Genomic DNA, 24,693 nt, shown 5'->3' with positions numbered 1-24,693 from the left:
GCAGGAGACCTAAGCGATCCGCCATGACCGTTATTGAAACCGATCTGTTGCAATTGGCTTACCCTCCGCGGCTCGATCTGGGGCCGCAACTGACTCACGAGCAATTAATGAGTTCGATGCAGGCCACCATGGCCAGGCATAAGGGCGGGCCGGTCTGGCTATTCGCTTATGGTTCGCTGATCTGGCGTCCCGAATGCTCGTCGACCCAGCGCATGCGCGCACGGGTTCACGGTTATCACCGGGGTTTGTACCTGTGGTCACATGAGCATCGAGGCACGCCGGAGTCGCCGGGGTTGGTGTTCGGCCTGGATCGTGGCGGTTCTTGCAGCGGGTTTGCCTACCGTTTGCCGGAAGACCAGCTTGAGGCCTCGCTTTATGCCTTGTGGCAGCGCGAGATGCCTTACCCGTCATACCGGCCGCACTGGCTCAGCTGCCGCCTGGAAGATGGCAGTCAGGTGCAGGCGCTGGGGTTTGTGTTGGAGCGGCACTTGCCCAGCTATGCCGGCAACCTGCCCGATATCGTGCTTAACCACGTGCTGGAAAGCGCTTGCGGGCGTTACGGCACCACTCGCGATTATGTCGAGCAGACCGTGAACGCCCTGCGTAGCCACGCCATGCCAGATAAGAATCTGGAGGCGCGGCTCAAGCGTTGTGCCAAAGACTGCGGCGCAAATTAACGCGCCGAGCTGACACTGTTGGTGTGCCACAGCGTTGGGATCAGGAAAGCAATCGCCAGCAGGCACGCGCCCACCAGCAACACAAAGCCACCGTCCCAGCCGAAATGGTCCACGGTGTAGCCCATGGCCGCACTCGCTGCCACCGAACCGCCCAGGTAACCAAACAAGCCGGTGAAGCCTGCGGCCGTGCCCGCGGCTTTTTTCGGCGCCAGTTCCAGCGCCTGCAGGCCGATCAGCATCACCGGGCCGTAGATCAGGAAGCCGATAGAGAACAGCGCAATCATGTCGACCATCGGGTTGCCCGGCGGGTTGAGCCAGTAAACCAGGGTCGCCACGGTGACCAGCGCCATGAACACGATGCCGGTCAGGCCACGGTTGCCACGGAAGATCTTGTCTGACATCCAGCCGCACAACAGCGTGCCGGGAATGCCCGCCCACTCATAGAAAAAGTACGCCCACGAGGTTTTATCCACGTCGAAGTGCTTGGCTTCCTTGAGGTAAGTCGGTGCCCAGTCCAGTACGCCGTAGCGCAGCAGGTAGACGAACACGTTGGCGAAGGCGATGTACCACAGCATTTTGTTGCGCAGCACGTACTTGACGAAGATTTCCTTGGCGCTGAACTCGTCTTCGTGGCTGGCGTTGTAGCCTTCCGGGTAGTCGTTCTTGTACTGCTCGATGGGCGGCAGGCCGACCGATTGCGGGGTGTCGCGCATGGTGATGAAGGCAAATGCCGCCACGGCCAATGCCACGGTCGCCGGCACATAGAACGCCGCATGCCAGTCGTTGAACCAGGCCATGCCCAGCAGGAACAGCGGGCCGATCAGGCCACCGCCGACGTTATGCGCCACGTTCCACACCGACACCACGCCGCCGCGTTCTTTCTGCGACCACCAGTGCACCATGGTGCGCCCACTCGGCGGCCAGCCCATGCCCTGGGCCCAGCCGTTGATGAACAGCAAAATGAACATCATGGTCACGCTGGACGTCGCCCAAGGTGCGAAACCGAAAATGAACATCACCCCGGCCGATATCAACAGGCCAAAGGGCAGGAAGTAGCGCGGGTTGGAGCGGTCGGAGACCAGGCCCATCAAGAACTTGGACAAGCCGTAGGCAATCGCGATGGCCGACATGGCCAGGCCCAGCTCGCCACGGGTGTAACCCTCGTCGATCAGGTACGGCATGGCCAGCGAGAAGTTTTTGCGCAGCAGGTAGTAGCCGGCGTAGCCAAAGAAAATACCGGCGAAGATCTGCCAGCGCAGCCGTCGATAGGTACTGTCTATTTTTTCTTCAGGCAGGGGCGCCTGGTGTGCGGCAGGACGAAAGAAAGCAAACATTCAAGAGCTCCAAATTTCTTGTTTTGACTGCGGATGCGAATGTTACAGTTTCGTTACCGAAAATAGCATCGCCTCTTATCTGCAAACACAGGAAACTGGAGCGATTGCATGTTCTCTTACGAACATGTCGCGAATAGATAAGTGTGGGTCGGTATCGGGTCTTAAGACCAAAGAGATCAACTGTGGGAGCAGGCAAGCCAGCTCCCACATGAACCGCATTCAGCGGGTCTGGACCACGACTTTGCCCACAGCCCTGCGTTGCCCCAGGTCATTGATCGCCTGCGCAGCCTGCTCAAGCGGATACACCTGCGACACCAACGGCTTCAACTTGCCCTCGCCATACCAGGTGAACAACTGCTGGAAGTTCGCCGCATTGTCCTGCGGCTGGCGCTGGGCGAACGAACCCCAGAACACGCCGACCACAGACGCGCCCTTGAGCAGCGCCAGGTTCACCGGCAGCTCGGGAATGCGCCCGCTGGCGAAACCCACCACCAGCAGGCGGCCGTTCCAGGCAATGCCGCGCACGGCCTGGTCAAACAGGTCGCCGCCGACGGGGTCGTAGATCACGTCGACACCATTGCCGTCGGTCAGGCGTTTGATTTCATCCTTGAGGCTGGCTTCGCTGTAGTTGATCAGCTCGTCCGCGCCGGCCGCCTTGGCTACGGCGAGTTTGTCGGCGCTGCTGGCGGCGGCAATCACCCGGGCGCCCATGGCTTTGCCGATTTCCACCGCCGCAAGGCCCACACCGCCGGAGGCGCCGAGCACCAGCAGGGTTTCGCCGGGTTGCAGGTTGGCGCGTTGCTTCAGCGCGTGCATCGAGGTGCCGTAGGTCATGCTGAAGGCGGCGGCGGTGTTGAAATCCATGCTCGGCGGGATCGGCAGCACGTTATAGCCCGGCACCGCGACCTGTTCGGCAAAGCTGCCCCAGCCGGTCAGGGCCATGACCCGGTCGCCGACGTTGAGGTGGCTGAACTTTTCACCCACTTCGCTGACTACCCCCGCCGCTTCGCCACCCGGCGAAAACGGGAAGGGCGGCTTGAACTGGTACTTGCCCTCGATCATCAAGGTGTCCGGGAAATTCACCCCGGCCGCGTGCACGTCCAGCAGGATTTCGTTCTTCTTGATCACGGGGCTGGCGATCTCTTCCAGCACCAGGGTTTCGGCGGGGCCGAAGGCTTTGCACAGCACAGCTTTCATCGGACTATTCCTTTTGGCGTCGTGGCCGATAAGTGTAGGAGGGTACGCCCGTGGGTCAACGAGCATGCCCGGCCCTGATAAGTCGCCATAAGCTTGTACTCAGCCTTGCTAGCGTTATGCTACCCGGCAACCGAATTCGAGGAATGAACTGTGAAAGCGTGGATCCTGTTGATGCTCGCCCTGACCTTGCCGATGGCAGCCCAGGCCGAAGAAGCGAAAGAAGGCGAGGCGCCGAAGGTCAGCTACATCAGCCTGACCCCACCCTTTGTGGGCAACTACGGCCTGGATGGCACGGCAAAACTGCGGGTCTACAAGGCCGACATCGCCCTGCGCGTGACAGGGCCTGAAGCGGCAGCGGCCGTCAAAGCCAACGACCCGCTGATTCGTAACCAGCTGGTGGCGCTGTTTACCCAGCAGACCAACGAAGCCATGAGCACGGTTGAAGGCAAAGAAAAGCTGCGCCAGGAAGCCCTGAAGCAAACCCAGCAAGTCATGAACGATGAGACTGGCAAGCCGGTGGTAGAAGACCTGCTCTTCAACAACTTGATTATCCAGTAAAGCGGGCGCTTCGCGCCTTTCGCGAGCAAGCCCGCTCCCACATTCGACCGTGTTCCTCTGATTAAACGCGGTCAAAATGTGGGAGCGGGCTTGCTCGCGAAGAGGCCCTTACAGGCACCTCAAGAAGCCAGGCTCTTCCTGAACCTGGCCAACGCCACCGCAAAAAACACCAACCCAATCCCCACCAACGCCAGCAAATCCGGCCACACCACACCCACGCCCGCATCGCGAAACAAAATCGCCGCACTCAAACTCACAAAGTGCGTCGACGGTGAGCCCTGCATCACCCATTGCAACCACTCGGGCATGCTGTCCAATGGCGTGCTGCCGCCAGACAGAAGCAGCATCGGAATAATCACCGGAATTGCCAGCAACCCGAACTGCGGCGTCGAACGCGCAAGGGTGGCGAGGAAGATCCCCAGTGCCGTGCTCGCAAACAGGTACAGCGCCGTCACCAGCAAAAACAGGCTCAGGGATCCGGCCAGCGGCACGCCGAGCAAGCCTTTGACCACCAGCTCCAGCGACAACCACGTGCACAGCACCACCACCAGCATATTGCTCCAGATTTTTGCCAGCATGATTTCCAGCGCGGTCAGCGGCAGCACCAGCAAATGGTCGAGCGTGCCGTGTTCACGCTCGCGCAGCAGCGCCGTGCCGGTGAGCACGATGGCCAGGATGGTGATGTTGTTGACGATCTGGATCACCGCCAAGAACCAACCGCCTTCCAGGTTGGTGTTGAACAGCGCCCGTGTGGTCAGTTGCGCAGGCACCTTGCCCGCCGCGTCGGGTTGCCCGCCGTAGCGTTGCAACTCACGTTGGAAAATCCGGCCGATATAGCCTGCGCCCATAAATGCCTGGCTCATCGCTGTGGCATCGACGTTCACCTGCACACCCGGCTGACGCCCGGCCAACAGGTCGGCCTGGAAGTTGGCCGGTACATTGATCACGAAGGTGTACTCGCCGCTGTCCATGACCCTGTCCAATTGGTCGTAGGCCAGTGGGGCAGGCGGCTGAAACTCTGGCGGCTGCAACGCCTCGGCCATCTGCCGCGACAGCGCGCTGTGGTCTTCATCGATAAAGGCCACGCTGGCGTTGTGCACGCCAATCACCGAACCGGCGGCGGGCATGTAGATCGCGACCGTGAAGGCGTAGGCCAGAAACAGCAGCAACACGCTGTCGTGACGCAGGCTGGTGAGTTCCTTGAGACCCAGGCGCAGGATATGAGCGAGCTTGTGCATCAGGCCTCCTGCTTCTTGAGCATGATCAGACTCAGCCCGGTGAACCCGACGAAAAACCCGAACAGCGCCAGGCATTGCGGCCACAACTGGCGCAGGTCCAGGGCCTTGGTGAAGGTGCCCACGGCGATATCCAGAAAGTGCCCGGCGGGGAACAACATACCCATCAGCGCGGCCGCGCCTTCCAGCGACGAGCGCGGCACGATCAACCCGGAGAACTGGATGGTCGGCAGGCTGGTGATGATCATGGTGCCGAGGATCGCCGCGATCTGGGTGCGAGTGAACGCGGAAATCAGCAGGCCCATGCTCGTGGTGGCGAGTACATACAACAGACCGCCTACCGCCAGCGCCACGCCGCTGCCCTTGAAGGGCACGCCGAACAGCCAGCGGTTCATCGCCACCAGCAGCGCCAGGTTGACCAGGCTCACCGCCAGGTACGGCGCCTGTTTGCCCAGCAGAAACTCCAGGCGCGTCAGCGGCGTGGCGTAGAAGTTGGTGATCGACCCCAGCTCCTTTTCACGCACGATGCCCAGCGCGGTGAGCATTGCCGGGATAAACGCCAGGATCAGCGCCATCACGCCGGGGCCGATGGCGTTCACACTGACCACATCCTGGTTGTAGCGAAAGCGCGTTTCCAGCTTGGCGGCAGCTTGGGGGCTACGGGGCAGGCTGCTCAGTTCGGCCAGTTGTTGCAGATTGCCCTGGTGCACCGCTTCGACGTAGTTACGGCTGGTTTCGGCGCGAAACGGCATGCCGCCATCGATCCACGCAGCCACGGTGGGTTGGCGGCCGGCGTACAGGTCGCGGCCAAAGCCGGGCGGAATTTCCAGCGCCAGTTTGATTTCCGAACGTTGCAGGCGCCGGTGCAGTTCATTGGCATCGCGGATCGGTGCTTGTTCGGCGAAGTAGCGCGAGCTGCGGAAGGCTTCCAGGTAGGCGCGACTTTGCGGAGTCTGGTCCTGGTCGTAGACGGCGAAGGCGAGGTTTTCCACGTCCAGGGAAATGCCGTAACCGAAGATCACCATCATGAACATCGCCCCGAGCAGGGCGAAGGCCATGCGCACTTTGTCGCGCAACAGCTCTTTGCCTTCGCGGCTGGCCACGGCCAGCAGTCGGGCGATGCTGAAGCCGCGTTTGCTGACGGGCGGCGCGCTGCTTTCGCTGGCGGTTTTACTCGGTGCGGCAGGTTCGGCTTCGCCTTGGGCCTGTTCCAGGCAGGTGACGAACGCAGCCTCCAATGTGTCGCCGTGGAATTGCTGTTGCAGTGCGTCGGGTGTGTCGCAAGCCAACACTTTGCCCGCGTGCATCAAAGAGATGCGGTCGCAGCGCTGGGCTTCGTTCATAAAGTGAGTGGACAGAAAGATCGTCACGCCTTGCTCGCGGGACAACTCAACCAATAGCCGCCAGAAATCATCCCGCGCCGCCGGGTCGACGCCCGAGGTCGGTTCATCGAGGATCAGCACTTCCGGGCGATGCAGCACCGCCACAGCGAGTGAGAGGCGCTGGCGCAGGCCCAGGGGTAACTCGCCGGAGGGTTGCTCGGCCACTTCACCGAGGTCGAAGCGCTGGATCAGCTCGTCGATACGCGGGCCGCTGTCGGCCTTGGGCAAGTCGAACAGTTGCGCATGCAGCACCAGGTTCTGGCGCACGCTGAGTTCGCCGTACAGCGAAAAGCTTTGCGACATAAAGCCCACGCGCTTGCGAGTGGCCAAATCCTTGGCATTCACCGGGTTACCCAGCAGCGTGGCGCTGCCTTCGGTGGCCGGCATCAGCCCGGTGAGGACTTTCATGGTGGTCGTCTTGCCGCAGCCGTTGGAGCCGAGGAAGCCAAATATCTCGCCGCGACCAATCGCAAAGCTGACCTTGTTCACCGCCGTAAAATCCCCAAAGCGCAGCGTCAGGTCGTGGGCTTCGATGGCGATGTCAGTGTTGCCACTTTCGCGCGGCGGGATCACCAGCGGCTGGTTGTTGTGGGCGCTGTCACCCTGGAAATGAGTAAAGGCTTCATCGAGTTTGCCGCTGGGTGTAACGGCCGCCAGTTCGCGGCTCAGGCCGTCGGCGATCAGTTTGCCGCGATCGAGCATCAGGCAATGCTCGAACTGCTCGGCCTCTTCCATGTAGGCGGTGGCCACCAGCAGCGTCAGCTGTGGGCGCTCGCTGCGCACGGTGTCGACCAGCTCCCAGAAACGCCGGCGCGACAGCGGGTCAACGCCGGTGGTGGGCTCGTCGAGAATCAACAAATCCGGGTCGTGGATCAGCGCGCAGCACAGGCCGAGCTTTTGTTTCATGCCGCCGGACAACTTGCCCGCCGGGCGTTCTGCGAAGCGCGCGAGGTCGGTGGCCAGCAGCAGGTTGTGCATGCGCTGCTCGCAATCGGCTTTGGACAGGCCGAAGAGCGTGGCAAAGAAACGGATGTTTTCGCTGATGGACAACTCGGGATACAAGTTGCCGCCCAGGCCTTGGGGCATAAACGCAATGCGCGGGTACAGGCTATTGCGGTGGCGGCGATCTTCAATGGCGCCGCCGAGCACCTCGAGCTGGCCTGCCTGCAGTTTCTTAACCCCGGCGATCAGCCCCAGTAAACTCGACTTGCCCGCGCCGTCCGGGCCGATCAGCCCGCAGCGAGTGCCAGCCGGCAGGCTGAAGGCGATGTCGACCAGTGCTTGTTGCTTGCCGTAACGGTGGTGAATGCCGGTGGCGTGCAGCGCCAGGCCGGTCATTGCAGGTTGGCCGGCCAGTCGATATCAGCCGTGCGTACATAACCCGCGCCGGGCATGCCCGGTTTGGCTTGCGGCACGGCGCTGGGTTGGGTCAGGCGCAGCTTGACGCGGAACACCAGTTTCTGGCGTTCGTCGCGGGTCTCCACCTCTTTGGGGGTGAATTGCGATTTGGCCGCGACAAAGCTGATTTTCGCCGGCAACGGTTGCTGGGGCAGGGCGTCGAGCAGGATGCGTGCGTCGCTGCCGACGGTGAGGCGGCCGGTGACGGAGGCAGGCAGGTACAGGTTCATATACTGATCATTCGGGTCAATCAGCAGTAAAACTCTGCCGCCTGCGCCGAGCACTTCACCCGGTTCAGCCAGGCGCAATTGAATGATGCCGTCGATGGGCGCGCGCAGGCTGCTGTCGTCGATTTCGCTGGTGAGTTGGGCCACCTGGGCCTGGGCCGCGCCGATGGCCGCTTTCACCGAATTAACCTGCGCCTGGGCGGCGACCACGGCCGCGTTGCCGGTGTTCTGGCGTGCTTGCTGCTGGTCGATCAACTGGCTGCTGGCAAAGCCGCGCTTATACAGCTCCTGGGTGCGTCTGAGTTCCTGGTTGGCCAGCAATTGCTCGCTTTGACGCAACTGCACGTTGGCCTCGGCGGCGGCGAAGTTTTCCTTGGCGCGCAGCACTTCGGCTTCGGCCTGAGCACGCTGGGCTTCGAGGGTGCGGGTGTCCATGCGTGCGAGCAATTGGCCTTTGAGCACCTTGTCGCCTTCATCCACGCGCACGTCGGCCAAGCGCCCGGGGATCTTGGCGGCGATCTGTACTTCGGTGGATTCCAGGCGGCCATTGCCCATGCTCAAGCCTTCGGGCAGGCGGTCCTGAGTCGATCGCCAATAACCGAACCCGCCTGCACCCAGCAACAAGGTGATCAGCGCAACGGCGAAAAGGCGCGACATAGTGTGATTCGTAGACATGACGGCATCCTGCGGCATTAGCATCCTAGCTTGACCGATACCGCCCGAAGGCTCTTGATACCGGTCAAATGAAGCGCAAGCCTAACCCGCTTGGCGTGAAGATGCTTGCATCACAGGTGTGACCGCAGGGTTCTGCCTTTTCAGCGCAGGGCGAGTACCGCTGCCCATTGTTCGGCCGTTACCGGCATCACCGACAATCGACTGCCTTTTTGCACCAGCGGCAATTCGGCGAGGGCGGTTTGTTGTTTCAGGTAGCCAAGGCCCAGCACCTTTGGAAATGTCTCGACGTGGGCCACGTTGAGTGCCGTCCAGGGGTTTTTCTCCGGTGTGGCTTTGGCATCGAAATAGTGGCTTTCGGGCTCCAGCGCGGTCGGGTCCGGATAGGCCGCCTCGACAATTTTGCCGATACCGGCAATGCCCGGCTCAGGGCAGCTGGAGTGGTAGAAGAAAAACTCATCGCCAACGGCCATGGCTCGTAAAAAGTTGCGCGCCTGATAGTTGCGCACGCCGTCCCAGCGCGTTTCACCGAGCTTTTCCAGGCCTTTGATGGAGAGTTCATCGGGCTCGGATTTCATCAGCCAGTAGGCCATTTTTGGGCTCCTGAAAAAGGCATTGGGTAAGTTGTCAGGCAATTCCATGACAAACCGACAGTCGGTTGGCGTCAAGGTTTGCGTGTTGGGTCACGTTACCGCAGAATGCCCGCTTTTAAGCTTGGCGCAGCTGCAACGGACTACTTTGGAACGTTGTTGTCATCGTGTACGAGGTGCCTGAAGGGGGGCAATCGATGCAACGTAAACCGGATTTACTATGGATTTTGGTTATTTTGTTTGGTCTGGGCGTCGTGACCACCGGATATGCCCAGAGCTTGTGGTCGAACAAGACCGATGCACCGGTTGAACTGGCTCAGCAGCAGCCACAACCGTTCAAGCGTTAACTCTTCTTTTTAAGGCGTCGCTGGTTCCAGCGACGTTTCTGCGACATACCATTTCTTATCGGTGACCGTGCTAGCCAATGGCACATCCCAGCTCGCCTGCGCCAAACGTTCGACCTTCTGGCATTCATGGGCCAGGCCCAGCAACGTGGGCTTGCGCCAGTTTTTGCGCCGAGCCAGGTACGCCAGGCTGCGGTCATAAAACCCACCGCCCATGCCCAGGCGTCCGCCCACATCATCGAAACCCACCAGCGGCAACAGCACCAGATCCAGCGCCCAGACGTTGCGCTGGCGGTTGGCATTGACGTGCGGCTCAAGGATGCGAAAGCGGTTGGGCAATAACTTATCCCCAGGCCGCACGCGCTGGAACACCATCTTGGTGCGCGGCCAGGCACTGAGCACCGGCAGATAAGTGGCCTTGCCCCGGCGCTGGGCAGCGCGCAGCAGCAGGCGCGGATCGATTTCACCGTCCGTGGGTAGATATAAAGAGATATGTTTGGCCCGGCGAAACAGCGGGTGCTGTGCCAGTTGCCGATACAGGCCGTGGGCGGCCTTGCGCTGCTCACTCGGTGTAAGGGCGCGGCGGGCTTTGCGCAACATGCGTCGAAGTTGCGGACGGGAAAGCGGCGCAGGTTCGGTCATGGCTGTTCGGCTCATAAAACAATGCCAGTCCTGAGACTGGCATTGAGTTTGGGAATTCAGGCTCCCCGACAGAGCCGCTGTCGACTTAGCCCTTGAACCCGAAAGTTCAAGGTGGAAGATGCAGTAGGCTTTAAGGCTTTCCGTCTAGCGGACATGCACACCAGCCCAACGTGCAACTTCCAGGGTAGTGCGAATCGGCTCAGGGACATCGCCGACTGGCAAACACGCCAGGGAGTGAGGCGAGTATACCTTAAACAGACGCGTCATTCAGCCCTTGGGTGGCTCTGGGTCGGTAGAAAGTACCAGATCCACGCGTTCGAGCAGGTCACGCACCTGCTCACGTGTCGAGCCGCTGGCCTGCACGTCAGGCCGTTCCTGCTTATGCAGCAGGTCATGGGTAATGTTCAGCGCGGCCATCACAGCGATACGGTCGGCGCCGATGACTTTGCCGCTGCTGCGGATTTCACGCATCTTGCCGTCCAGATAGCGGGCAGCACTCACCAGATTGCTGCGTTCCTCCTGGGGGCAGATGATCGAATATTCTTTGTCGAGGATCTGCACGGTAACGCTATTGCTTGAACTCATGAGTCTTGCTCCAGGGCCTTCAGGCGCGAAATCATCGATTCGACCTTACGCCGGGCGATTTCGTTTTTTTCAATGAGGTGAGCGCGTTCCTCGCGCCAGGTCTTTTCCTGAGCTAATAGGAGTCCGTTTTGACTCTTAAGTTGCTCGACCCGATCAATTAGCAGTTCGAGTCTGGCCATCAGCGCTTGCAGGTCGGTGTCTTCCATTGGGTTCCACTGGATTTGTCTGATGAATGGCAACTTCAGGATAAACGATCTGACGCCCTCGATAGTCTTGGTACGTCTGCCGGTGCTAGGATACAGCGCTTCATTCTAGACATTGCGCCGTCTGGCGCCTAGCTCACCATGCCTATTCAAAACTCCCCGTACGACGCTTTTTCCAAACTGCTGAGCTCCAGCGGTCATCCTTGCTCGCCTGCCGAACTGCACGGCGTGTTGTTGGGCCGCAGCTGCACGGGTGTTGGCTTCGATGCCGACAACTGGCTGGCCGATGTGGCCGAGCTGCTGGAAACCGAACCTACCGAGAACGTGCGTAACGCGCTGATCGGCCTGCAAGAGATGGTCAAGGGCGAGCTGACCGGTGATGACGTCACCGTGGTCCTGCTGCTGCCGACCGACGACGCGCCGCTCACCGAGCGCGCCGCCGCACTGGGCCAATGGTGCCAGGGCTTCTTGCACGGCTTCGGCGTAAACGCCGGCGGCCTGGAACTGAGCACCGACGCCAAGGAAGTGTTGCAAGACCTGGCGGCCATCTCCCAGGTGCAAGATGCCCTGGAAGAATCCGAAGACGGCGAAGGCGACTATATGGAAGTGATGGAATACCTGCGTGTCGCGCCGCTGCTGCTGTTCACCGAGACCAAAAAATCCGCTGAGCCAGCCGCACCCAAGCCGTCGCTGCACTAAGCAAGGAAACCCATCTGCCCATGATTCATATCCCGAAAGCGGAATACACCCGTCGCCGCAAGGCGCTCATGGCGCAGATGGAACCCAACAGCATCGCGATCCTGCCGGCCGCCGCCGTGGCCATCCGCAACCGTGATGTCGAGCACGTCTACCGCCAGGACAGCGACTTCCAGTACCTGAGCGGCTTCCCTGAACCTGAAGCGGTGATCGTGCTGATGCCCGGTCGCCAGCATGGCGAGTACGTGCTGTTCTGCCGCGAACGCAACGCCGAACGCGAATTGTGGGACGGCCTGCGCGCCGGCACCGAAGGCGCCATTCGCGACTTTGGCGCTGACGATGCGTTCCCCATCACCGATATCGACGACATCCTGCCCGGCCTGATCGAAGGCCGCGACCGGGTGTATTCGGCCATGGGCAGCAACGCCGAATTCGACCGGCATGTGATGGAGTGGATCAACGTGATCCGTTCCAAAGCGCACTTGGGCGCCCAGCCACCGAACGAATTTGTTGCCCTGGATCATCTGCTTCACGACATGCGCCTGTATAAATCGGCGGCAGAAGTGAAGGTGATGCGCGAGGCCGCGCGTATTTCCTGCGCGGCCCACGTCAAGGCGATGCAGGCCAGCCGCGCCGGGCTGTATGAATACAGCCTCGAAGCCGAGCTGGATTACGAGTTCCGCAAGGGCGGCGCGAAGATGCCGGCCTACGGCTCCATCGTCGCCGCCGGGCGCAACAGCTGCATCCTGCACTACCAGCAGAATGACGCGCTGCTCAAGGACGGCGACCTGGTGCTGATCGACGCCGGTTGCGAGATTGACTGCTACGCCAGCGATATCACGCGCACGTGGCCGGTCAGCGGCAAGTTTTCGCCCGAACAAAAGGCGATCTACGAGATTGTGCTGGCCTCCCAGGAAGCCGCCTTCGCCCAGATTGCGCCGAACAAACATTGGAACCAGGCCCACGAGGCGACCGTGCAGGTCATCACCGCCGGGCTGGTGAGGTTGGGGTTGTTGCAAGGTGACGTCGACGAGATGATCGCCAGTGAAGCCTACCGTGCCTTTTATATGCACCGCGCCGGCCACTGGCTGGGCATGGATGTGCACGATGTGGGCGAATACAAGGTGGGCGGTGAATGGCGTGTGCTGGAAGTCGGCATGGCGTTGACCGTGGAGCCGGGGATTTATATTTCGCCGGACAACCAGAACGTGGCAAAGAAATGGCGTGGCATTGGCGTACGCATCGAGGACGACGTGATAGTGACCAAGCAAGGCTGTGAGATTCTGACCGGCGGCGTCCCCAAAACCGTCGCCGAGATCGAAGCGCTGATGGCGGCTGCCCGATGAGCCGGGTCAACCTGGCGATTATCGGCGGCGGCCTGGTCGGCGCCAGCCTGGCGTTGGCCTTGCAGGCCGGTGCCAAGGCGCGGGGTTGGAAGATCGTGCTGATCGAGCCGTTCGCGCCGGGTGACACTTACCAACCGAGCTACGATGCACGTTCTTCGGCGTTGTCTTACGGTGCCCGTCAGATCTATCAGCGCCTGGGTGTGTGGCAGGACATCTCCCGCCGCGCCGAGCCGATCAAGCAGATTCATGTGTCGGACCGGGGGCGTTTCTCCACTGCGCGCTTGTCCGCCATGGAAGAAGGCGTGCCGGCCCTCGGCTATGTGGTGGAAAACGCCTGGCTCGGCCAGTGCCTGTGGCAAGGCCTGGACAAAGAGGTGGTGAGCTGGCGCTGCCCGGCGGAAGTCACACGTATGGAGCCGCTGCCTGACGGCTATCGCCTGACCCTCAACGATGAAACCGTGCTGGAATGCGACCTGGCGGTATTGGCCGATGGCGGCCGCTCCGGTTTGCGCGAGCAGTTAGGTATTGGCGTGAAAACCCGCCCTTACAACCAGAGCGCGCTGATCGCCAACATCACCCCAAGCGAAGCCCACAACGGCGAGGCCTTCGAGCGTTTTACCGATGAAGGCCCGATGGCCCTGTTGCCGTTGCCGGACAACCGCTGCGCGCTGGTGTGGACGCGCATCGGCATGGACGCCCAGCGTTTGGCCAGCCTCGATGAGCGCAGTTTCTTGAGCGAACTGCAGGGCGTGTTCGGCTACCGCCTGGGCACCCTCAAGCAAGTCGGCGCGCGGCACCTGTACCCGCTGACGCTGGTGGAAGCCGAAGAACAAGTGCGCTCGCACCTGGCGATCCTCGGCAATGCCGCCCACAGCCTGCACCCGATTGCCGGGCAGGGGTTCAACCTGTCCCTGCGCGATGCCAATGCCTTGGCCGAAGCCTTGTTGGCCGGGCCGCAGGTGCCGGGCGACTTGGCGACCTTGCAGCGCTACCGCGAAAGCCAGCATCTGGACCAGAAGCTCACAGTGGGCTTCTCCGATCAAGTCACACGCCTGTTTGGCAGTGCCCAGCCGTTAGTGGCTTTGGGCCGCAACATGGGCCTGCTTGGCCTGGACCTGCTACCGCCGGCCAAACGCTGGTTCGCCCGTCAGGCCATGGGCTTGGGTACGCGCCCCGATGCGTAAGTGGTTGATCCAACGTTTGGGTAAAGCGCGGCTGTTGCGTTGGGTCATGACCCTTTATCCGCCTTATCTCGGGGCGGGGATAAGCGTGCAGCACATGAGCGCTGACTTTCGTCATGTCAAAGTGCGCATGGGCTTGGGCTGGTACAACCGTAATTACGTCGGCACGCAATTTGGCGGCAGCCTGTATTCGATGGTTGACCCGTTCTACATGTTGCTGTTGATGGAGAACCTGGGCCGCGACTACATCGTGTGGGACAAGGCCGCGAGCATCGACTTTGTGTCGCCGGGCAAAGGCCCGGTGTACGCCGAGTTCTCCATCGACGACGCCTTGCTGGACGAGATTCGCCGGCAAACCGAAGGTGGCGAGAAGTACCTGCCCCACCTCAAGGTCGAGATTCATGACGGCTCCGGCACCCTGGTGGCGCGGGTCGACAAAACCCTTTACGTGCGGCGCAAGCCGCCAGCAAAGCAGGCTTAAAGCATGGACATGCGCGCAGATGTGCTGATTGTCGGGGCCGGAATGGTCGGAAGCGCCCTGGCGCTCGCGTTGCAGGGCAGTGGCCTGCAGGTGCTGCTGCTCGACGGCAGCCCGCTGAGCGTCAAGCCATTTGACCGTGAGGCTGCCTTCGAGCCACGGGTGAGCGCCTTGTCGGCCGCGAGCCAGCGCATCCTTGAGCGCCTCGGCGTGTGGGACGGCATTGTGTCGCGGCGCGCCAGCCCTTATGGCGAGATGCAAGTGTGGGACGGCAGCGGCACCGGGCAGATCCACTTCTCGGCGGCCAGTGTGCACGCCGAAGTGCTTGGGCATATCGTCGAGAACCGCGTGGTTCAGGACGCTTTGCTCGACCGCCTGCATGACTGCGACCTGGGCCTGCTGGCCAATGCCCGCCTGGAACAGATGCGCCGCTCCGGCGATGACTGGCTGCTCACTCTTGCTGACGGTCGTAAACTGCGTGCGCCGCTGGTGGTCGCCGCCGATGGCGCCAACTCCGCCGTACGCCGCCTGACCGGCACAGCGACCCGCGAGTGGGACTACCTGCATACCGCCATCGTCACCAGCGTGCGCAGCAGCCAACCCCATCAGCGCACGGCGTGGCAGCGGTTTACCGACACTGGCCCGCTGGCGTTTTTGCCACTGGTGCGCGATGGGCAGGAAGACTGGTGCTCGATCGTCTGGTCGACCACACCGGCTGAGTCCGAGCGCCTGATGGCGCTGGACGACGAAAACTTCTGCCGAGAGCTGGAGCGCGCCTTTGAGGGGCGGCTCGGCACGGTGCTCAGCGCCGATCCACGTGTGTGCGTGCCATTGCGCCAACGACACGCCAAACGCTACGTGGCAGAAGGCCTGGCGTTGATCGGCGACGCGGCCCACGTGATCCACCCGCTGGCGGGGCAGGGCGTGAACCTGGGTTTCCTCGATGCGGCGGTGCTGGCCGAGGTGCTGCTGGCAGCCACCGAACGCGGTGAGCGCCTGGCTGATGTGAAGGTACTGAGCCGCTACGAACGTCGGCGCATGCCGCATAACCTGGCGCTGATGGCGGCCATGGAAGGCTTTGAGCGCCTGTTCCAGGCCGACCAGCTGCCATTGCGCTGGCTGCGCAACGCCGGGCTGAAAATGGTCGATCAGATGCCCGAAGCCAAGGCCGTCTTCGTCCGCCAGGCCCTCGGCCTGACCGGCGACCTCCCGGAACTGGCCAAACCCTGAATTGCAATGCGTCCCCCTGTGGGAGCGGGCTTGCTCGCGAAAGCGGTGTATCAGTTACACATGTATCGACTGACAAGACGCCTTCGCGAGCAAGCCCGCTCCCACAAGGGAAAACGCTGCGCAACATCTGGTAACGCCTCCAGCAAGCGCTACCAAATGTGAGTCCTTATCATTTGCCCTCTTTTTGCAAATGAGAGACCGCACCCATGTTGGCACCCAAGCGCCTCCTGACTGCCCTGGCACTCACCCTTATCGGCAGCACCAACGTGCAGGCAGCCGACGAAGTCGTGGTCTACTCCTCGCGCATCGACGAACTGATCAAGCCGGTGTTCGATGCCTACACCCAAAAGACCGGCGTGCAGGTGAAGTTCATCACCGACAAGGAAGCCCCGCTGATGCAGCGCATCAAGGCCGAAGGCGAGAACGCCACCGCCGACCTGTTGCTCACCGTCGACGCCGGCAACCTTTGGCAGGCTGAGCAAATGGGCATCCTGCAGCCATTCACCTCGGCGGTGATCGACAAGAATATTCCGCTGCAATACCGCTCCTCAAACCACGCCTGGACCGGCTTGAGCCTGCGTGCGCGGACCATCGCCTATTCCACTGCCCGTGTTAAGCCGGGTGACCTGACCACTTACGAAGCCCTGGCCGACAAGCAATGGGAAGGCCGCCTGTGCCTGCGCACGGCGAAAAAGGTCTACAACCAGTCGCTGACCGCCACCCTGATCGAAACCCATGGTGCGGCGAAGACCGAAGAAATCGTCAAAGGCTGGGTCAACAACCTGTCCACCGACGTGTTCTCCGACGATATCGCCGTGCTGGAGGCGATCAACGCCGGGCAATGCGACGTGGGCATCGTCAACACCTACTACTACGGTCGCCTGCACAAGCAGAAGCCGGACCTGGCGGTAAAACTGTTCTGGCCGAACCAGGGCGACCGTGGCGTGCACGTTAACCTGTCGGGCATTGGCCTGACCAAACACGCACCGCACCCGGAAGCGGCCAAGGCCTTGGTGGAGTGGATGACCACGCCTGAAGCGCAACAGATCTTCGCCGACGTGAATCAGGAATTCCCGGCCAACCCGGCGGTGCCGCCATCGGCGGAAGTGGCGACCTGGGGCAAGTTCGTGGCCGATACCTTGCCGGTGGAAGTGGCCGGCAAGCGCCAGGCTGAGGCTATCCGCCTGATGGATCGCGCCGGCTGGAACTAACTACAATTTGCAGGCAAGCGCCGAACCAAATGTGGGAGCGGGCTTGTGTGGGAGCTGGCTTGCCTGCGATAGCATCACCCAGGTGTAACTGACACACCGAGATGATGCTATCGCAGGCAAGCCAGCTCCCACATTGCGTTGTATTCAACTTGAATTTTTTACCACCCTGAGAGCTAGCCCTTGGCCCACCCCGCCCAACGCCGCTGGTACCTGCCGGTCTTCAGCGTCGCCGCCCTGGTGCTGCTGCCGCTGAGCGTGCTGTTGCTGTCCTGGCAGAGTATCGACGCGCAAATCTGGTCGCACCTGTGGGACACCCAGATGCCACGCCTGCTGGGCAATACCCTCACCCTGGTGTTGGGCGTGGGAGTGGGGGTGACGCTGCTGGGCGTAAGCCTGGCCTGGCTGACCAGCCTCTGCGAGTTTCCTGGGCGGCGCTGGCTCGATTGGGCCTTGATGCTGCCTTTTGCCATTCCCGCCTACGTACTGGCCTTTGTGTTTGTCGGCCTGCTGGATTTCGCCGGCCCGGTGCAAAGCCTGCTGCGCGAATGGTTCGGCACCGGCCTGCGGCTGCCGCGCGTGCGCTCCACCAGCGGCGTAATTATTGTGTTGGTGCTGGTGTTCTACCCCTACGTCTACCTGCTGGCACGCACGGCGTTTCTGGCCCAGGGCAAAGGCCTGATGGAAGCGGCGCGAGTGCTGGGGCAATCGCCCTGGCAGGCGTTCTGGCGCGTCGCGCTGCCCATGGCGCGGCCGGCGATTGGAGCCGGCGTGGCCCTGGCCTTGATGGAAACCCTGGCGGATTTCGGCGCGGTTTCGGTGTTCAACTTCGACACCTTCACCACCGCCATCTACAAGACCTGGTACGGCTTTTTCAGCCTTTCCAGCGCCGCCCAACTCGCCAGCCTGTTGCTGCTGGTGGTGATGCTGGTGCTGTACGGCGAGCGGCGTGCCCGCGGTGCCAGCCGCCCGAGCAATGAGCGGCCACGGGGCCAGGCGCTGTATCACCTGCATGGGTTCAAGGCGGCGGCGGCCAGCACGTGGTGCGGTGTGGTGTTCGCCTGCGCCTTTGTCATCCCCCTGCTGCAACTGGTCGCCTGGTTTTGGCAGCGCGGCCGCTTTGACCTGGATGAGCGCTACACCGGCCTGATCGTCCACACCCTTTACCTGGGCGGCATTGCGGCGCTGATCACGGTCAGCGTGGCGCTGATACTGGCCTTTGCCAACCGGCTGGCGCCGACCCGGGCGATTCGCTCCGGTATCAGCCTGGCCAATGTCGGCTATGCGCTGCCGGGTTCGGTGCTGGCAGTGTCGATCATGTTGGCGTTCAGCTACCTGGACCGAGAGCTGGTGGTGCCGCTGTCGGGCTGGCTCGGCGGCGCGGGTAAACCCTTGCTGCTTGGCAGCCTGTCGGCACTGGTGCTGGCGTATCTGGTGCGCTTTCTGGCGGTGGCTTACGGGCCGTTGGAAAACAGCCTGGCGCGAATCCGCCCGTCGTTGCCCGAAGCGGCACGCAGTCTCGGGGTGAGCGGGCCACGACTGTTTTGCAAAGTGTATCTGCCGTTATTGCTGCCGGGCACGTTGAGCGCGGCGTTGCTGGTGTTCGTCGATGTGCTCAAGGAAATGCCCGCAACCTTGCTGATGCGCCCATTTGGCTGGGACACCCTGGCAGTTCGCATCTTTGAAATGACCAGTGAGGGAGAATGGGCGCGAGCCTCGTTGCCGGCGCTGACCCTTGTGCTGGTGGGGCTGCTGCCGGTCATCGGCTTGATCCGACGCTCTGCGCGGCAAATCGGTTAGGTGCCAGTCCTACGGCTTGCGGCTACAATGCGCGGCATTCGGTGCGCTTCGTCTTTCGGAGCGAGTCGCTGGGCGTGGCTGCAGGCCTTGTAATTCAAGGCGTTCAGCGCAAACAGCAGCTCCGCGCACCTTCGCCAAGCCCGGAAGGAGAAACCCATGGGACAGCGTACGCCTCTGTATGACCTGCATCTCGCCCTCGGCGCGAAAATGGTCGATTTTGGCGGTTGGGATATGCCTCTGCACTACGGCTCGCAAGTTGAAGAACACCATCAGGTGCGACGCGACTGCGGGGTGTTCGATGTATCTCATATGACCGTGATCGATGTCACCGGCCCTCAGGCCAAGGAATGGCTCCAGCACCTGCTGGCCAATGATGTCGACCGTTTGCATGGCTGCGGCCGTGCGCTCTACAGCGCCATGCTCAACGAGCAGGGCGGCGTGGTGGACGACATGATCGTCTACCGCACCGAAGCCGGTTATCGGCTGGTGGTCAATGCAGCCACCCGCGACCAGGACATGGCCTGGATGCAGGCGCAACTGGGCAGCTATTCGGTGCAACTGCAGGAGCGGCCCGAGTTGGCCATGCTTGCCATTCAGGGGCCCCACGCCCGGCAGAAAATCGCCGAGCTGGTCACCCAGTCGCGCGGCACCCTGATTCATCAGCTCAAACCCTTTGAAGGCCACGCTGACGGCGACTGGTTTATCGCCCGTACCGGCTATACCGGCGAAGACGGCCTGGAGATTGTGCTGCCTGCCGATCAGGCACCGGGCTTTTTCAACGATCTGGTGGGCGCGGGTATTTCACCCATTGGCCTTGGCGCTCGCGATACCCTGCGCCTGGAAGCCGGCATGAACCTGTATGGCCAGGATATCCACCAGCAGGTTTCGCCCTTGGCGGCGAACATGGCCTGGAGCATTGCCTGGGAACCTGCCGGTCGCAACTTCATTGGCCGCAGCGCGCTGCAAGCAGAGCTGGCGGCGGGTGTGCAGTACAAATTGGTCGGGCTGGTACTGGAGGAGCGTGGAGTTTTGCGCGCTCACCAAGTGGTTCGTATCGCCAATGTTGGCGAAGGGGAGATCACCAGTGGTAGTTTCTCTCCTACGCTGAGCAAATCCATTGCCCTGGCGCGCGTACCGACGGCCACCGCCGATCGGGCCGAAGTGGAAATCCGCGGCAAGTGGTACCCGGTTCGAGTGGTCAAACCGACCTTCGTACGCCATGGCAAAACCTTGATCTAACTATTTCCGGCAGGCCGAAGGCCGCTGACATTTCTTCTTGAGGACACAGATTATGAGCGATATCCCAGCTGACCTGCGTTTTGCCGAAAGTCACGAATGGGCCCGTCTGGAAGCTGACGGCACTGTGACCGTCGGGATTTCCGACCATGCACAGGAAGCGTTGGGTGATGTGGTGTTTGTTGAGTTGACTGAAGTGGGCAACGTATTTGCTGCCGAAGACCAGGCGGGTGTAGTGGAGTCGGTAAAAGCCGCTTCGGATATCTACTCGCCGATCGCTGGCGAAGTGATTGCAGTGAACGACGCCCTGAGCGCCGAGCCTGAGCTGTTGAACACCGACCCTTACGGCGCCTGGATCTTCAAGCTCAAGCCAAGCAACCCGGCCGATCTGGAAAAACTGCTGGATGCTGCGGGTTACAAAGCTGCCATCGGCGAGTAAACCCGGCACAAATCAATGTGGGAGCTGGCTTGCCAGCTCCCACATTGATTGTGGCAAGCAGCGTTTTTTTGTTTAACCCGCTTTCAATACCGCTTTAACCGCCGCAACCGACCGCTCTACGTCCGCCTCCGTCATCGCCGTGAACATCGGCAACGACACGATCAAACGCCCAACACGTTCCGACACCGGGAACATGCCTTCCTTGAAACCCTGTGCCCGATACAGGCTCAGCAGGTGGATCGGCGGGTAGTGATAGCCAATACCGACGCCATGCGCCTGCATCTGTTCCATGAAGGTGGCGCGTGCCGGCTTGCCATCCTGACGTTCCGGCAATACCAGTTGGAACAGGTGCCAGTTGCTGTTTTCGAAGTCTGCCGGTGGCAGTTGTGCGCCGTACTGTGCTTCGAAATCACTGCCGAAGCATTTGAAGTAGTGGCGCGCCAGGTTCTGGCGGTGGGCGGTGATCTTCTCGATATGAGCGAACTGGCCCAGGCCGATGGCTGCGGCGATGTCGGTCATGTTGAACTTACCGCCCAACACATCCACGTCCAGGCCGTCGAAACCCGTGCGGGTAACGCCCTGCAGGCGATATTTCTCGGCCAGGCGGGCTTCTTCGGCATTGTTCAATACCAGGCAACCGCCCTCGGAAGAGGTGATGTTCTTGTTGGCCTGGAAGCTGAAGGATACAAAATCGCCGGTTGCGCCGATACGTTCGCCATCCCAGCTGGAACCCAGTGCCTGGGCGGCGTCTTCGACGATACGCAGGTTGTACTTGTTGGCCAGTGCATACAGCATCGGCATGTCCAGGGGCAGGCCCGCCAGGTACACAGGAATGATCGCCTTGGTCCGTGGGGTGATTGCAGCTTCCACCTGGGCCAGGTCGATATTGCGGGTAACCGGGTCGATATCGGCAAATACCGGCGTGGCGCCGACTTCCAGAATCACGTTGGCAGTGGCGACCCAGGAGATCGGCGTGGTGATGACTTCGTCCCCTGGGCCAATCCCGGCGATGCGCAGGGCAATTTCCATGGTGCAGGTGCCGGAGTTGAACGTCCGCACCGGGCGGCCGCCAAAGTATTCCGACAGCTGTGCTTCGAACGCCTGCACTTTTGGCCCGCTGGTGATCCAGCCCGAGCGCAGTACGTCGCCCACCGCCGAGATGGTGGCTTCATCAATGGTAGGTTTGGAAAACGGCAGAAAGGGCTGTTGGCTCATAACGACGAAGGCATCCGTTTCAGATAGGCGATGAGTAATAAACGTGTCAGTACCGCATGGTTGCACGGTTCGACTGAATATAGCCTGTCACACGTGAATGAATCGTCATGTTACGAGCAAAAAAATGCCGCTGCACAAAGCGGCATTTTCGTGGGTGCATCAGAAGGACAAGCGGGCTTCAAGGAACACATTCTGCTCTTTGAGTTTGCCTTTGAGCTGCTCATCCTTGGCATTCGCCCGGTTGACGAAGGTGTTGTAGCCGGTCTCAACCTGGCCCATGTCCACATAACGCCAGCCGGTGCCCAGGGTGAGGTTTTGACTGACTTTGGCGTCCAGGCCCAGGCCCACGCTGTAGGCGAAGTTGTACTGACGGTTGGTGGCGAACTGACGGTTGGGGTTGCCCTGGTAACCCTCGGCATCAATTTGCGCCACACCGACACCGGCCATGCCGTAGAAGGACAGCCAATCGTTGATCGGGATGTTCTTGTAGCCGTTGAGCATCCAGCGCTGGCTATCGACCTCCAGTCGATTGACGTTGGCATTGAAGGGCGCCCAATAGGAATCGAACGTCGAGCTGCTACGCGTGGTGTATTCACCCTCCAGTCGCCATCCGTCGGCAAAGGCGTAACCTGCGGCGAACGAGCCGGTGAAGGCTTTGCTGCTGTCCGGCGCTTCGATCTGATTCGTCACGCGCGGGCTGGTCAGCAACGAGCTGGAAAGATTCTGACGAGCACTGTTGAGCTTGGCCGAGCCATACCAGCCTTCTGCCTGGGCATAAGGTGCTGCGATAGCGGCGAGCAGTAGAAGGGAAGACAGCTTTTGCATGGTGGTCGATTCGCTTGGTAAAGAAGGAATCGATAGATTGTTGTTGGGCGGGCGAAGTGGTCGACAGGACTTATCCTGTTCAGTCACCCGCTCTTGCAGCGGCGCCGTAGGAAAAAGCGGCGCAAAAAAATGCCGCTCTCAATGAGCGGCATTTTAATAAGCGCTTTACTCGGTCACAGCATTTTTGGCGAGGATAGCGTTGGCCAATTCCATGTCCGTGGCCTTGAGGCCTGGGTTGTCAGCGCGGACTTTCTGCATGGCGGCTTCCAGGTATGGACCGCGGATGCCGCCGTCGCTGGCAACAAAGCTGCCTGCGTCGTCCTGGGCGGCGACCACCAGCTTGTGGTCCTTGAAGGTCAGGTACGTCGAGCCGGTAGTGGCGCCCGATGAAATGACATTACGCCAAAAGCTGTCGGCCATGGCTGAACCGACAGGAAGGGAAAGCACAGCGAGGGTTGCGACAGCATATTTGAGACGCATGATGGGTGACTCCGACTGGGTTATCTGAACAGTTTGATTGTAGATAGCTCAGTCGAGTTCCATCACTGACTAAACAGTTTCGACCTGTAAAATCACGCCGTCCTGACCAATGACACGGACTTGAGCGCCTGCGGGGCTGTCCGGGCCGGTCGCCATCCACACGCCATCACCGACTTTTATCTTGCCCCGGCCATCGACGATGGCCTGATGCACTACAAACGTGCGGCCAACCAGCTCCGAGCCACGCATGTTCAGCCCCGGCTGGTCACTGACCTTGGCGCTGCTGCGCTGGCGTTTCCACCAATAGACGGCGGTCAAAATCGACAGCACGGCGAACAACAGCAGTTGCCATTCCAGCCCGAGCGGCGGCACCAGGAACTTGATCACGCCTACAGCGGCAGCGGCGATGCCCATCCACAGCAGGTAACCGCCGGCGCCGAACACTTCCAGAATCAGTAACACCGTACCCAGCGCCAGCCAATCCCAGAACGACAGATGCTGCAGGAAATCCCACATGGCAGTTGCCTCAGCCTTTCTTGTTGTCGAAGGTTGCCTTGACGATTTCGCCGATGCCACCGACGGCGCCAATCACCTGACTGGCTTCCAGCGGCATCAGAATGACTTTGCTGTTGTTGGCCGATGCCAGCTTGCCCAAGGCATCGATGTATTTTTGCGCGACGAAGTAGTTAACCGCCTGCACGTTGCCCGACGCGATGGCCTCGGAGACCACTTGGGTGGCACGGGCTTCGGCCTCGGCCTGACGCTCACGGGCTTCGGATTCCAGGAAAGCCGCCTGGCGACTGCCCTCGGCCTCAAGGATCTGCGCCTGTTTTTTACCTTCGGCCGTCAGGATCGCCGATGCCCGCAGGCCTTCGGCTTCCAGGATTTGCGCGCGTTTGATCCGCTCGGCTTTCATCTGGCCGGACATGGCGGCCATCAGGTCGGCAGGCGGGCTGATGTCTTTGATCTCGATGCGGGTGATCTTGATGCCCCACGGCGCTGTGGCTTCATCCACGGTGCGCAGCAGTTTTTCGTTGATGCCATCGCGCTGGCTCAGCATGGCATCCAGTTCCATGGAGCCAAGCACGGTGCGGATGTTGGTTTGCAGCAGGTTGCGGATGGCGTGCTCGAGGTTATTGACCTCGTAGGCGGCCTGGGCGGTGTTGACCACCTGGAAGAAGCACACGGCGTCGATTTGCACGGTGGCGTTGTCGGCAGTGATCACTTCCTGCGGTGGAATATCCAGCACGCTTTCCATCACGTTCATCTTGCGACCGATGCGGTCCATGATCGGAATAATGATGTTCAGGCCAGGCTTGAGGGTGTTGGTGTAGCGGCCGAAACGCTCGACAGTCCACTGGTAGCCCTGGGGCACCACTTTAAAACCCATGAACAGGATGGCAACGGCCAAACCCACGAAAAGAAGCAGTACGGTTCCGATCTGCATAGCGATTCCCTATCTGATGGTGTCAGTGATACGACGTATGGCCGATTGTAACGGCCCAGTCACGGATA

The 24,693-nt window shown here is 61.1% G+C and carries 26 protein-coding genes and 1 other RNA gene; 12 read left to right on the top strand and 15 right to left on the bottom strand.

Features of this window, described 5'->3' with window-relative positions; genetic code table 11:
- Positions 1 to 23: 23 nt before the first annotated feature.
- Positions 24 to 677, top strand: coding sequence for a gamma-glutamylcyclotransferase (locus ASE80_RS21815; RefSeq protein WP_056860762.1), 654 nt, complete (start codon positions 24 to 26; stop codon positions 675 to 677).
- Here the strand turns inward: ASE80_RS21815 and glpT are convergent.
- Both glpT and ASE80_RS21805 read right to left on the bottom strand, forming a co-directional pair.
- Entirely contained in the window at positions 674 to 2,011 is a 1,338-nt protein-coding gene (gene glpT / locus ASE80_RS21810; RefSeq protein WP_053258586.1) for a glycerol-3-phosphate transporter, read from the bottom strand. The genes ASE80_RS21815 and glpT overlap by 4 nt on opposite strands.
- 219 nt (positions 2,012 to 2,230) lie before the next feature.
- The gene (locus ASE80_RS21805) at positions 2,231 to 3,208 is read right to left on the bottom strand and encodes an NADPH:quinone oxidoreductase family protein (protein ID WP_056860761.1); all 978 of its coding nucleotides are present in this window, start codon (positions 3,206 to 3,208) and stop codon (positions 2,231 to 2,233) included.
- A 150-nt stretch (positions 3,209 to 3,358) separates the two neighbouring features.
- Between ASE80_RS21805 and ASE80_RS21800 the strand changes: the two genes are divergently transcribed.
- Positions 3,359 to 3,766 carry a flagellar basal body-associated protein FliL gene (locus tag ASE80_RS21800; RefSeq protein ID WP_056860760.1) on the top strand — a complete coding sequence of 136 codons (408 nt, stop codon included), beginning with the start codon at positions 3,359 to 3,361 and terminating at the stop codon, positions 3,764 to 3,766.
- Between the two features lie 119 nt (positions 3,767 to 3,885).
- Here ASE80_RS21800 and ASE80_RS21795 read toward each other — a convergent pair whose 3' ends face one another.
- The 4 genes from ASE80_RS21795 to ASE80_RS21780 all read right to left on the bottom strand — a co-directional run bounded on the left by ASE80_RS21795 (position 3,886) and on the right by ASE80_RS21780 (position 9,273).
- Complete coding sequence (locus ASE80_RS21795) at positions 3,886 to 5,004, bottom strand: ABC transporter permease (RefSeq protein ID WP_056860759.1); 1,119 nt, start codon at positions 5,002 to 5,004, stop codon at positions 3,886 to 3,888.
- Positions 5,004 to 7,721 carry a ribosome-associated ATPase/putative transporter RbbA gene (rbbA, locus tag ASE80_RS21790; protein ID WP_056860758.1) on the bottom strand — a complete coding sequence of 906 codons (2,718 nt, stop codon included), beginning with the start codon at positions 7,719 to 7,721 and terminating at the stop codon, positions 5,004 to 5,006. Before rbbA ends, ASE80_RS21795 begins: the two co-directional genes overlap by 1 nt.
- Positions 7,718 to 8,683: an HlyD family secretion protein gene (locus ASE80_RS21785; RefSeq protein ID WP_056861043.1), complete on the bottom strand. Its 966-nt coding sequence runs from the start codon at positions 8,681 to 8,683 to the stop codon at positions 7,718 to 7,720. The genes rbbA and ASE80_RS21785 overlap by 4 nt, the downstream gene beginning before the upstream one ends.
- Positions 8,684 to 8,823: 140 nt before the next feature.
- Complete coding sequence (locus tag ASE80_RS21780) at positions 8,824 to 9,273, bottom strand: EVE domain-containing protein (protein WP_056860757.1); 450 nt, start codon at positions 9,271 to 9,273, stop codon at positions 8,824 to 8,826.
- Between the two features lie 194 nt (positions 9,274 to 9,467).
- On the opposite strand from ASE80_RS21780, the gene ASE80_RS31155 reads away from it, so the two are divergent.
- Complete coding sequence (locus tag ASE80_RS31155; protein ID WP_010207387.1) at positions 9,468 to 9,617, top strand: hypothetical protein; 150 nt, start codon at positions 9,468 to 9,470, stop codon at positions 9,615 to 9,617.
- Between the two features lie 9 nt (positions 9,618 to 9,626).
- On the opposite strand, the gene ASE80_RS21775 is transcribed toward ASE80_RS31155, so the two are convergent.
- The 4 genes from ASE80_RS21775 to ASE80_RS21765 all read right to left on the bottom strand — a co-directional run bounded on the left by ASE80_RS21775 (position 9,627) and on the right by ASE80_RS21765 (position 11,047).
- A complete protein-coding gene (locus tag ASE80_RS21775; RefSeq protein ID WP_056860756.1) occupies positions 9,627 to 10,256 on the bottom strand; it encodes a 5-formyltetrahydrofolate cyclo-ligase in 630 nt (209 codons plus the stop codon).
- A gap of 58 nt (positions 10,257 to 10,314) precedes the next feature.
- Positions 10,315 to 10,493, bottom strand: a non-coding RNA gene (gene ssrS / locus ASE80_RS30360) — 6S RNA.
- 30 nt (positions 10,494 to 10,523) lie between these two features.
- Entirely contained in the window at positions 10,524 to 10,841 is a 318-nt protein-coding gene (locus tag ASE80_RS21770; protein ID WP_003213956.1) for a cell division protein ZapA, read from the bottom strand.
- A complete protein-coding gene (locus tag ASE80_RS21765; protein ID WP_003177365.1) occupies positions 10,838 to 11,047 on the bottom strand; it encodes a TIGR02449 family protein in 210 nt (69 codons plus the stop codon). Before ASE80_RS21765 ends, ASE80_RS21770 begins: the two co-directional genes overlap by 4 nt.
- Before the next feature lie 138 nt (positions 11,048 to 11,185).
- On the opposite strand from ASE80_RS21765, the gene ASE80_RS21760 reads away from it, so the two are divergent.
- The 9 genes from ASE80_RS21760 (at position 11,186) to gcvH (ending at position 20,658) form a co-directional block, all read left to right on the top strand.
- The gene (locus ASE80_RS21760) at positions 11,186 to 11,743 is read left to right on the top strand and encodes a YecA/YgfB family protein (protein WP_017135268.1); all 558 of its coding nucleotides are present in this window, start codon (positions 11,186 to 11,188) and stop codon (positions 11,741 to 11,743) included.
- Between the two features lie 20 nt (positions 11,744 to 11,763).
- A complete protein-coding gene (gene pepP / locus ASE80_RS21755) occupies positions 11,764 to 13,086 on the top strand; it encodes a Xaa-Pro aminopeptidase (protein ID WP_056860755.1) in 1,323 nt (440 codons plus the stop codon).
- Entirely contained in the window at positions 13,083 to 14,270 is a 1,188-nt protein-coding gene (gene ubiH / locus ASE80_RS21750) for a 2-octaprenyl-6-methoxyphenyl hydroxylase (protein WP_056860754.1), read from the top strand. The genes pepP and ubiH overlap by 4 nt, the downstream gene beginning before the upstream one ends.
- Positions 14,263 to 14,748 (top strand): DUF4442 domain-containing protein, encoded by a 486-nt coding sequence (locus ASE80_RS21745; RefSeq protein WP_017135271.1) that lies wholly within the window; start codon positions 14,263 to 14,265, stop codon positions 14,746 to 14,748. The genes ubiH and ASE80_RS21745 overlap by 8 nt, the downstream gene beginning before the upstream one ends.
- Before the next feature lie 9 nt (positions 14,749 to 14,757).
- A complete protein-coding gene (locus ASE80_RS21740; RefSeq protein WP_164488408.1) occupies positions 14,758 to 15,975 on the top strand; it encodes a 2-octaprenyl-3-methyl-6-methoxy-1,4-benzoquinol hydroxylase in 1,218 nt (405 codons plus the stop codon).
- A 206-nt stretch (positions 15,976 to 16,181) separates the two neighbouring features.
- A complete protein-coding gene (locus tag ASE80_RS21735) occupies positions 16,182 to 17,186 on the top strand; it encodes an extracellular solute-binding protein (RefSeq protein WP_056860752.1) in 1,005 nt (334 codons plus the stop codon).
- A gap of 180 nt (positions 17,187 to 17,366) precedes the next feature.
- On the top strand, positions 17,367 to 18,983 hold the full coding sequence (locus tag ASE80_RS21730; protein ID WP_056860751.1) for an ABC transporter permease: 1,617 nt from the start codon (positions 17,367 to 17,369) through the stop codon (positions 18,981 to 18,983).
- Between the two features lie 156 nt (positions 18,984 to 19,139).
- On the top strand, positions 19,140 to 20,222 hold the full coding sequence (gcvT, locus tag ASE80_RS21725; RefSeq protein ID WP_056860750.1) for a glycine cleavage system aminomethyltransferase GcvT: 1,083 nt from the start codon (positions 19,140 to 19,142) through the stop codon (positions 20,220 to 20,222).
- Positions 20,223 to 20,274: 52 nt separating this feature from the next.
- Positions 20,275 to 20,658: a glycine cleavage system protein GcvH gene (gene gcvH / locus ASE80_RS21720; protein WP_056860749.1), complete on the top strand. Its 384-nt coding sequence runs from the start codon at positions 20,275 to 20,277 to the stop codon at positions 20,656 to 20,658.
- Between the two features lie 72 nt (positions 20,659 to 20,730).
- On the opposite strand, the gene ASE80_RS21715 is transcribed toward gcvH, so the two are convergent.
- From ASE80_RS21715 to ASE80_RS21695, 5 genes are all read right to left on the bottom strand, one after another.
- Positions 20,731 to 21,873: a DegT/DnrJ/EryC1/StrS family aminotransferase gene (locus ASE80_RS21715; protein ID WP_056860748.1), complete on the bottom strand. Its 1,143-nt coding sequence runs from the start codon at positions 21,871 to 21,873 to the stop codon at positions 20,731 to 20,733.
- 159 nt (positions 21,874 to 22,032) lie between these two features.
- Positions 22,033 to 22,698 (bottom strand): outer membrane protein, encoded by a 666-nt coding sequence (locus ASE80_RS21710; protein WP_056860747.1) that lies wholly within the window; start codon positions 22,696 to 22,698, stop codon positions 22,033 to 22,035.
- 165 nt (positions 22,699 to 22,863) lie between these two features.
- Positions 22,864 to 23,178 carry a DUF2388 domain-containing protein gene (locus tag ASE80_RS21705; protein WP_043046966.1) on the bottom strand — a complete coding sequence of 105 codons (315 nt, stop codon included), beginning with the start codon at positions 23,176 to 23,178 and terminating at the stop codon, positions 22,864 to 22,866.
- A gap of 69 nt (positions 23,179 to 23,247) precedes the next feature.
- The gene (locus tag ASE80_RS21700; RefSeq protein ID WP_056860746.1) at positions 23,248 to 23,694 is read right to left on the bottom strand and encodes an NfeD family protein; all 447 of its coding nucleotides are present in this window, start codon (positions 23,692 to 23,694) and stop codon (positions 23,248 to 23,250) included.
- A 10-nt stretch (positions 23,695 to 23,704) separates the two neighbouring features.
- Positions 23,705 to 24,625: an SPFH domain-containing protein gene (locus ASE80_RS21695; protein ID WP_053258568.1), complete on the bottom strand. Its 921-nt coding sequence runs from the start codon at positions 24,623 to 24,625 to the stop codon at positions 23,705 to 23,707.
- Positions 24,626 to 24,693: the final 68 nt, after the last annotated feature.

It is taken from the genome of Pseudomonas sp. Leaf15 (assembly GCF_001421425.1).
GTDB lineage: Bacteria > Pseudomonadota > Gammaproteobacteria > Pseudomonadales > Pseudomonadaceae > Aquipseudomonas > Aquipseudomonas salomonii.
Note: the sequence above shows the minus strand (reverse complement) of the source record. Positions and strands in the feature narration are given on the sequence as shown.